The 7,040-nt window shown below is 68.3% G+C and carries 6 protein-coding genes and 2 pseudogenes; 4 read left to right on the plus strand and 4 right to left on the minus strand.

All coding sequences use genetic code 11. The annotated features are described in order from the left end of the window. Positions 1 to 387 precede the first annotated feature (387 nt). The 3 genes and pseudogenes from GJ633_RS12405 to GJ633_RS12415 all read left to right on the plus strand — a co-directional run bounded on the left by GJ633_RS12405 (position 388) and on the right by GJ633_RS12415 (position 2,864). Positions 388 to 695 (plus strand): annotated as a pseudogene (locus GJ633_RS12405) (hypothetical protein). A 1-nt stretch (position 696) separates the two neighbouring features. Beyond that, the gene (locus GJ633_RS12410) at positions 697 to 2,517 is read left to right on the plus strand and encodes a ribosome biogenesis/translation initiation ATPase RLI (RefSeq protein ID WP_156589083.1); all 1,821 of its coding nucleotides are present in this window, start codon (positions 697 to 699) and stop codon (positions 2,515 to 2,517) included. Between the two features lie 81 nt (positions 2,518 to 2,598). Continuing rightward, a pseudogene (locus GJ633_RS12415) lies at positions 2,599 to 2,864 on the plus strand (HAH_0734 family protein). 35 nt (positions 2,865 to 2,899) lie between these two features. Here GJ633_RS12415 and GJ633_RS12420 read toward each other — a convergent pair. The 3 genes from GJ633_RS12420 to GJ633_RS12430 form a co-directional block, all read right to left on the minus strand. Continuing rightward, positions 2,900 to 3,553, minus strand: a complete 654-nt coding sequence (locus GJ633_RS12420; RefSeq protein ID WP_394351155.1) for an L-threonylcarbamoyladenylate synthase — start codon at positions 3,551 to 3,553, stop codon at positions 2,900 to 2,902. A 106-nt stretch (positions 3,554 to 3,659) separates the two neighbouring features. Then, a complete protein-coding gene (locus GJ633_RS12425; protein ID WP_156589084.1) occupies positions 3,660 to 4,169 on the minus strand; it encodes a redoxin domain-containing protein in 510 nt (169 codons plus the stop codon). A gap of 1 nt (position 4,170) precedes the next feature. Continuing rightward, positions 4,171 to 4,431, minus strand: a complete 261-nt coding sequence (locus GJ633_RS12430) for a glutathione S-transferase N-terminal domain-containing protein (protein WP_156589085.1) — start codon at positions 4,429 to 4,431, stop codon at positions 4,171 to 4,173. A 214-nt stretch (positions 4,432 to 4,645) separates the two neighbouring features. Between GJ633_RS12430 and GJ633_RS12435 the strand changes: the two genes are divergently transcribed. After that, on the plus strand, positions 4,646 to 6,040 hold the full coding sequence (locus GJ633_RS12435) for a hemolysin family protein (protein WP_231741354.1): 1,395 nt from the start codon (positions 4,646 to 4,648) through the stop codon (positions 6,038 to 6,040). Between the two features lie 90 nt (positions 6,041 to 6,130). Here the strand turns inward: GJ633_RS12435 and GJ633_RS12440 are convergent, their stop codons facing one another. Continuing rightward, positions 6,131 to 6,862 (minus strand): DUF5781 family protein, encoded by a 732-nt coding sequence (locus GJ633_RS12440; protein ID WP_156589086.1) that lies wholly within the window; start codon positions 6,860 to 6,862, stop codon positions 6,131 to 6,133. Positions 6,863 to 7,040 lie beyond the last annotated feature (178 nt).

Raw genomic sequence — 7,040 nt, forward strand, 5'->3', positions numbered from 1 at the left:
GTGAGCGGGCGCGACAGCGCTCGCGAACCCGAGCGCGAGGGAGTCGCTGGCGGCGGTTACCGCCAGCGACAGGGCGAGAGCGAAGCTCTCGCTTGCAACCGGCGCTCCGCGCCGGTGACGAGGCTGGGGAGGCGTGAGGTGCGGGACGGTCTGTGCGGGGATGGGACTCAAAGAGGCAGTCGCCGGCGGCGTTGCCGCCGGCTGCCAGAGGCGCGTAGCGCCTCGCTGCTGTGAGGACGAAGCTCGGCGACCTGAGCCTCGTCGCTCGTGGTCACGAGGACGGCTCGCGGGGACGACGGGAGCGCGGCGTCCGGCGGACCGACCGCGATCCGCCTCCGAGACGGCCGGAACGAACGGCTTTTCACGGGTCGTGGCGGATCCGTTGGTATGAGCGACGACTCGGGGATGTCGGGCCACGCCCGAGGCGTAGTCGTCACGACGATCTGCTGTCTCGCGGGGATCGCCGCTGGCGTCGTCTCGGCCGCCTTCGTCGGCACCGACCCGGCCGACGCCGCGAGCACCACCGCGGTCGTGGTGCTGGGCGCGTTCCTGCTGGTCCAGTATCCGGTGTACAAGGCCGTCGCGTCGGCGACTTCGGCGTCAAAGACAACCTCTACGTGGCGTTTCTCACGTTCACGCTGTGGTTCATCAGCTACACCGTCCTGTTGACGTCCGCCGTCGATCTGGGGGTCTGAGATGGCAGACGACAGTATCGCCGTGGTCGACCTGGATCGGTGCCAGCCCGACCGGTGTAACTACGAGTGTGCGAACTACTGCCCGCCGAACCGGACGGGCAAGGAGTGTATCACCGAGCGCGGGGAGGACGCCCTCGAAGGCGACCCCGACCAGATCCACATCTCCGAGGAGATCTGCCTCGGAGAGACCTGTGGTATCTGCGTCGAGAAGTGCCCGTTCGACGCGATCGAGATCATCAACCTCCCCTCGGAGCTCGACGAGGAACCGGTCCACCGCTACGGCGAGAATGCGTTCGCGCTGTACGGGCTCCCCACGCCCGAGGCCGGCACCGTCACCGGTATCCTCGGCCCGAACGGGATCGGGAAGTCGACGGCGGTCCACGCGCTCGCCGGCGAGATGGTCCCGAACCTCGGCGACCACGAGACCGAAGCCGAGTGGGAGCACGTGCTCGATCGGTTCCGCGGCACGGGGCTGCAGAACTACCTCGAGTCGCTGAAGGAGGGCGACGTGACGGTCGCGCGCAAGCCCCAGTACGTCGACCAGATCCCGAGTCAGTTCGACGGCAACACCCGCGAGCTGTTGGAGCGCACCGACGAGCGGGGCGCGCTCGACTCGCTCGTCGACCGGCTCAACATCCGGCCGGTGATGGACCAGGACATCGGCTCCATCTCCGGGGGCGAACTCCAGCGCGTCGCCATCGCGGCGTGTCTGGCCCGGGACGCCGACTTCTACTTCCTCGACGAGATCACCCCCTACCTCGACATCGGCCAGCGGATGATCGTCGCCCGGCTCATCCGCGAGCTGGCGGACGACGACGCGGCCGACCGGTCGATGCTCGTCGTCGAGCACGACCTCGCCATCCTCGATCTGCTCGCCGACACCCTCCACGTCGCGTACGGGGAGCCGGGCGCGTACGGGGTCATCACCGACCCCAAGTCGGTCCGCAACGGGATCAACGAGTACCTGAAGGGGTACCTCGACAACGAGAACATGCGGATCCGCCCCTCCGCGATTACCTTCGAGGAGCACGCCCCCCGCGTCGCCTCGCGCAGCGAGACGCTGATCGAGTACCCCGACCTCTCGAAGTCGTACGGCGAGGGCGAGTTCGAGCTCCACGTCGAGGGCGGCGCGATCAACCACTCCGAGGTGCTCGGCGTCGTGGGACCGAACGGGATCGGGAAGTCGACGCTCGCGAAGCTGTTCGCGGGCTCGCTGGAGCCGGACGCGGGCGAGCTCGACTTCGCGCTCGACATCGCGTACAAGCCCCAGTACATCGATATCGACCAGCCGATGCGCGTCGACGCGTTCCTCTCTTCTATCACCGACGAGTTCGGCAGCTCCTACTGGAACACGGAGATCGCCCAGCCGCTCCAGCTGGAGCGGATCATGGAGCAGAACCTCACGGACCTCTCCGGCGGCGAGCGCCAGCGCGTCGCGATCGCGGCGTGTCTCTCCGAGGACGCCGACCTGTACCTGCTCGACGAGCCCTCCGCACACCTCGACGTCGAGCAGCGCGTCCGCGCGACGACGGCGATCCGCCGGTACGCCGAGAACCACGACGCGACCGTGATGGTGATCGACCACGACATCTACATGATCGATCTCTTGGCCGACCGCCTGATGGTGTTCGACGGCGAGCCGGCCGAGCACGGCCACGCCGCGCCGCCCCAAGACATGCGCGACGGCATGAACGAGTTCCTCGCGGACCTGGATATCACCTTCCGACGCGACGAGCGGACCGGGCGGCCCCGCATCAACAAGCCCGGATCGCAACTGGACAGCAAACAGAAACGCGAGGGGGAGTACTACTACTCCGGGTGACGGCGCTCACGGCCTCCGAGTCGCCGGCGGCCGATCCGTCGTATCGAAGCGATTAAGCACCGAACCCCCGAACGTCGGCACATGCAACACCTCATCATCCGCGGGGATCCCGGAATCCGCCGGGACGCGGTGATCGAGTACGACGGCGAGGAGCTGATCTGTTTTGGAATTAACGTCCAGGGCGGCTGGCACGGCCCGGACGAGCCGCAGCTCTGGTGTACCGTCGGCACCGAGGACGAGCGCGAGCCTACGACAAACGCGAGTACGTCCCCCACTGGCTCGACGTCGACGCGGTCGACGCCGAGGAGATCGACGTGATCAAGGCGAAAGGCGAACTGGCGGTCTGAGCGGCACGCTGTCGCTGTTTTCTCCCGGTCCAGTTTCACTGCTCGACCGGCGGGTCGTCGAGCCACGCCGCGATTGCGCCGGCCATCGCACCTCGCCGGTGAATCGTCCCCGTTTCGGGATCCACCACGGTACTCTCCGTACCCGGGGTCTCGCCGTCGGCGACGACCGCGGCAACGCCCTCGCAGAGCCGGTCGCCGAGGTCGTCCGGGTGGGTGACGCTCCCGGTCCCGGAGACGTTGGCGCTCGTCGCGGTGAGCGGACCGGCTCGGTCGAGCAGTGCGCGGGCGACGTCGTGGTCCGGCACCCGGATCCCGACGCGGTCGCTTCCGGCGGTGAGGACGTCGGGAACCGCCTCGTCGCGCTCGACGACGACCGTCACGGGCCCCGGCAGGAACGCGCGGGCGAACGCGACGGCGAACTCGGTCGGACGGGTGTATCGCAGCGCGGCGTCGACGCTCGTCACGCCGAGCGAGAGCGGATTCTCGCGGTCGCGTCCCTTCAGTTCGAAGACCCGCTCGACGGCGTCGGGATCGAGCGCGTCGGCGCCGAGCCCGTACACCGTCTCGGTGGGGTAGACGACGAGCTCGCCGTCGGCCGCGGCGCGCGCGGCCCGGCGGATGTCCTCGTCGTGGCGGGGCTCGCCGCTCCGGGAGGAGCGGTCGGGAGCGTCGTCGGTGTCGTCCGTCACGATCGGCCGTTCGGCGCGGACCTGAAAAAGGGTGACGAGTGCGTGCGAGCGCTTCGTCAGCGCGCGCACCGTCCGGAACGTCGGTTCGTCTCTGACGGCTCGTCGCTCAGTCCAGCAAGTCGGCGATCGCGTCGTCGATCGCCTCGGCGTCGGGGAACTCGGGGTGGTCGCTCGCGACCCACGCGTACTCGACGGTGCGGTCGGCGTCGAGGAGGAACACGGCCGGCCGCGTCTCGGTGACCCCGGTCATGCCGTCGATGTCGTGTGCGGTGCCGTACGCCTCGATCACGCCGGCGCCGGGGTCCGAGAAGATCCGGACGCCCTCGCCGCGCTCGGCGAGCAGGCGCTTGTGAGCGTACGGGGTAGAGATGGAGAGGCCGAGCACCTGCAGGTCGTCGGCCCACCCGTGGTCGTCGACCGTGTTGTACAGATACGTCGCCTGAAAGGCGCCGTCCATCGGGTGGAAGACGAGGAGGGTCGGCTCGTCGACGAGACCCGAGAGCGTCCGGTCCTCCCAGTACTCCTGGTTGACGAGCGGGCGAGTGAAGTCGGGGGCGGCTTCGCCCTCGGCGACGTGGTCGGTTTCGGGCAGGGAGACGACGTCGAACTCCGGCATCTCAGGCCCCTCCCTCGCCGTAGGTCGACTCCAGGTACTCGACGATCTTGGCGCTCTCGGACATCGTCACGCCGGTCTCGCGGTCGACGATCGCGGGGACGCTGCGGGCGCCGGAGACGCGTTTCACGACGTTTCGCGCCGAGTGCATCGGCTCGACGTACCGCGACCGGTAGTCGAGGCCGTGCTCGTTCAGCGTCCGGACGACCCGCTCGCAGTACGGGCACGCCTGCAGCCGGTACAGGGTGATCGGTGGCTCCGACATACGAGCCGTTTCGCCCGCGAGACGTGTAATCGTATCGGCAGCGGCACGCGCACGGTCGCGTGGCGACGACGACGCGATCGGGGAGACGCGGAGGATCCAGAACCCGAGTGGCGGACCGAACCCGAAGACGACACGGCGAGCGCGTCCTCGTCCTCGGCTCGCGGGCCTCACGAAGGTAATCCTTTAACCATACCGCAACAGAAGATACACGAACATGGGCTTGTCGTCGAGCGCACTGGCGGCCGACGTCCTCCAGCTCCCGGTGCCGGGAGTGGACATGATTACCGTCCTCGGTATCCTGGCGATCCTCGTGTTGGTCGGGCTGTCGGCGTTCTTCTCCTCTTCGGAGATCGCGATGTTCTCGCTGCCGCAACACCGCGTCGACAGCCTCGTCGACGAGGGGATCGTGGGGGCGAAGACGATCCAGGAGATGAAAGAGAACCCGCACCGGCTGTTGGTGACGATCCTCGTCGGCAACAACATCGTCAACGTCGCGATGACCGCCATCGCGACCGCGCTGTTCGGGATCTACCTCTCTCGCGGCCAGTCCGTCCTCGCGTCGACGTTCGGGATCACGACGCTCGTGCTGATCTTCGGCGAGAGCGCGCCCAAGTCGTACGCCGTCGAGAACACGGAGTCGTGGGCGCTGCGAATCGCCCGCCCGCTGAAGTTCTCTGAGTACGCTCTGTACCCGCTGGTGGTGACCTTCGACTACATCGTCAAGGGGATCAACAGCGTCATCGGCGGGTCGGCGGCGATCGAGTCGACCTACGTCACCCGCGACGAGATCCAGGACATCATCGAGACGGGCGAGCGCGAGGGCGTCATCGAAGAGGAGGAGCGCGAGATGCTCGACCGCATCTTCCGGTTCAACAACACCATCGCCAAGGAGGTGATGACGCCGCGGCTCGACGTCACCGCGGTCGCGAAGGAGTCGAGCGTCGAGGAGGCGATCGAGACGTGCATCCAGGCGGACCACGAGCGCGTCCCCGTCTACGAGGGGAACCTCGACAACATCATCGGCGTCGTCACCGTCCGCGATCTGGTCCGCGAGCTGCGCTACTCCGAGGGCGAGCCCTCGTTGGAGCGCGTCGTCAAGCCGACGTTACACGTCCCCGAGTCGAAGAACGCCGACGAGCTGCTCGCGGAGATGCAGGACAACCGCCTCCAGATGGTCACCGTGATCGACGAGTTCGGGACGACTGAGGGGATCATCACCTTAGAGGACATGGTCGAGGAGATCGTCGGCGAGATCTTAGAGGGCGACGAGTCCGCGCCGATCGAGTTCGTCGAGGAGAACGTCGCCGTCGTGCAGGGCGAGGTAAACATCGACGAGGTCAACGAGATGCTCGGGATCGACCTCCCCGAGGGCGAGGAGTTCGAGACACTCGCCGGGTTCGTGTTCAACCGCGCGGGACGGCTCGTCGAGGAGGGCGAGGAGATCGAGTTCGACGGCGTCCGCATCCGGATCCAGCGCGTGGACAACACGCGGATCATGTCCGCCCGGGTGGCCGTCCTCGACGACGAGGAGTCGGTCGGTGCGGACACGGAGGAGGGAGCGACCACGGCCGACTCGACGGCCGAGGCGACCGCCGACGACGGGGGGTGACCGGCGGCGGTCGGACGGTCGGGTGCGATCGCAGGGCGTCAGGGCGAACCCCGGAGATCCGTCACGCCCGCGTCGACTCCGCGGTCGATCTCACACCGCGTAGGCGCGGGCGGCGGAGACGAGCGCCTTCCGGTAGTCGCTCTCGGAGGGGTCGGGGCCGAGATCGAGGAACCGCCGCTTGAACGCGCCGACGTCGACGGCGTCGGTGTCGCTGCCGGCGGCGCGCGCGAGGTCGTAGATGCGGTGGTCCGCGCCCGCGATGTCGTGACGCTCGACGAGCGCGAGCGCGAACGCGGCGTTGACGGCCGTGATCTCCGGGTCGGCGCCGGCGGTCACCGGCGGGGACCCGTCCCGCGAGACCGACGGGCGGTCCGCGACGGCGGCCGCGAGCGTGGACTCTAAGAACCCCAACAGCTTGTCCGCGGGCGCGACGGCGAGCGTGATGTCGTCGGCGTAGATGTCTTTCATGTGGTTCGCGATCTGGTAGCAGTGCGCGAGCTTGCGGCGCTCGACCGTCTCGCCGGCGAGCCCGAGGAACAGCGCCTCCTCCGTCGACTGGACGTGGGAGGCGTGGCCCTCCTCGTAGCGGGCCATGTGGGCTAATTCGTGGACGGCGAGCTCGCGGGCCATCGCGCTCGTGGCGGCGCGCTTCGAGACGTTCAGCACGTGGTACTCCTCGTAGTGGCCGGCCCAGGTCCGCTCGTCCGGGTCGTCGCGCACCTTGACGTAGACGGGGTCGTCGAGCGAGCACTCGGTCTCGAAGAGGTCGGCGGCGCCGAGAAACGGGTCGGGTGGCACGTCGCCCTGCACGCGAAGATCCATGCGTACGCTTGGCACGGGTGCGGCCGGTAAGTCTCTTGCGCTCGGAGCAGGGGCGCCGTTCCGGAGCGGCCGCGGTCGTCGACGGCCTGTCCACGGGTATCGTCGCCGAGGGTCCCACCCCCCGGCCGCGGTCGCCTGCCTTCGAATCGCCACTGGTGATGAGAGACGGATCGCCATC

The sequence above is a fragment of the Halorubrum sp. CBA1125 genome, assembly GCF_009742825.1.
Taxonomy (GTDB): Archaea; Halobacteriota; Halobacteria; order Halobacteriales; family Haloferacaceae; genus Halorubrum.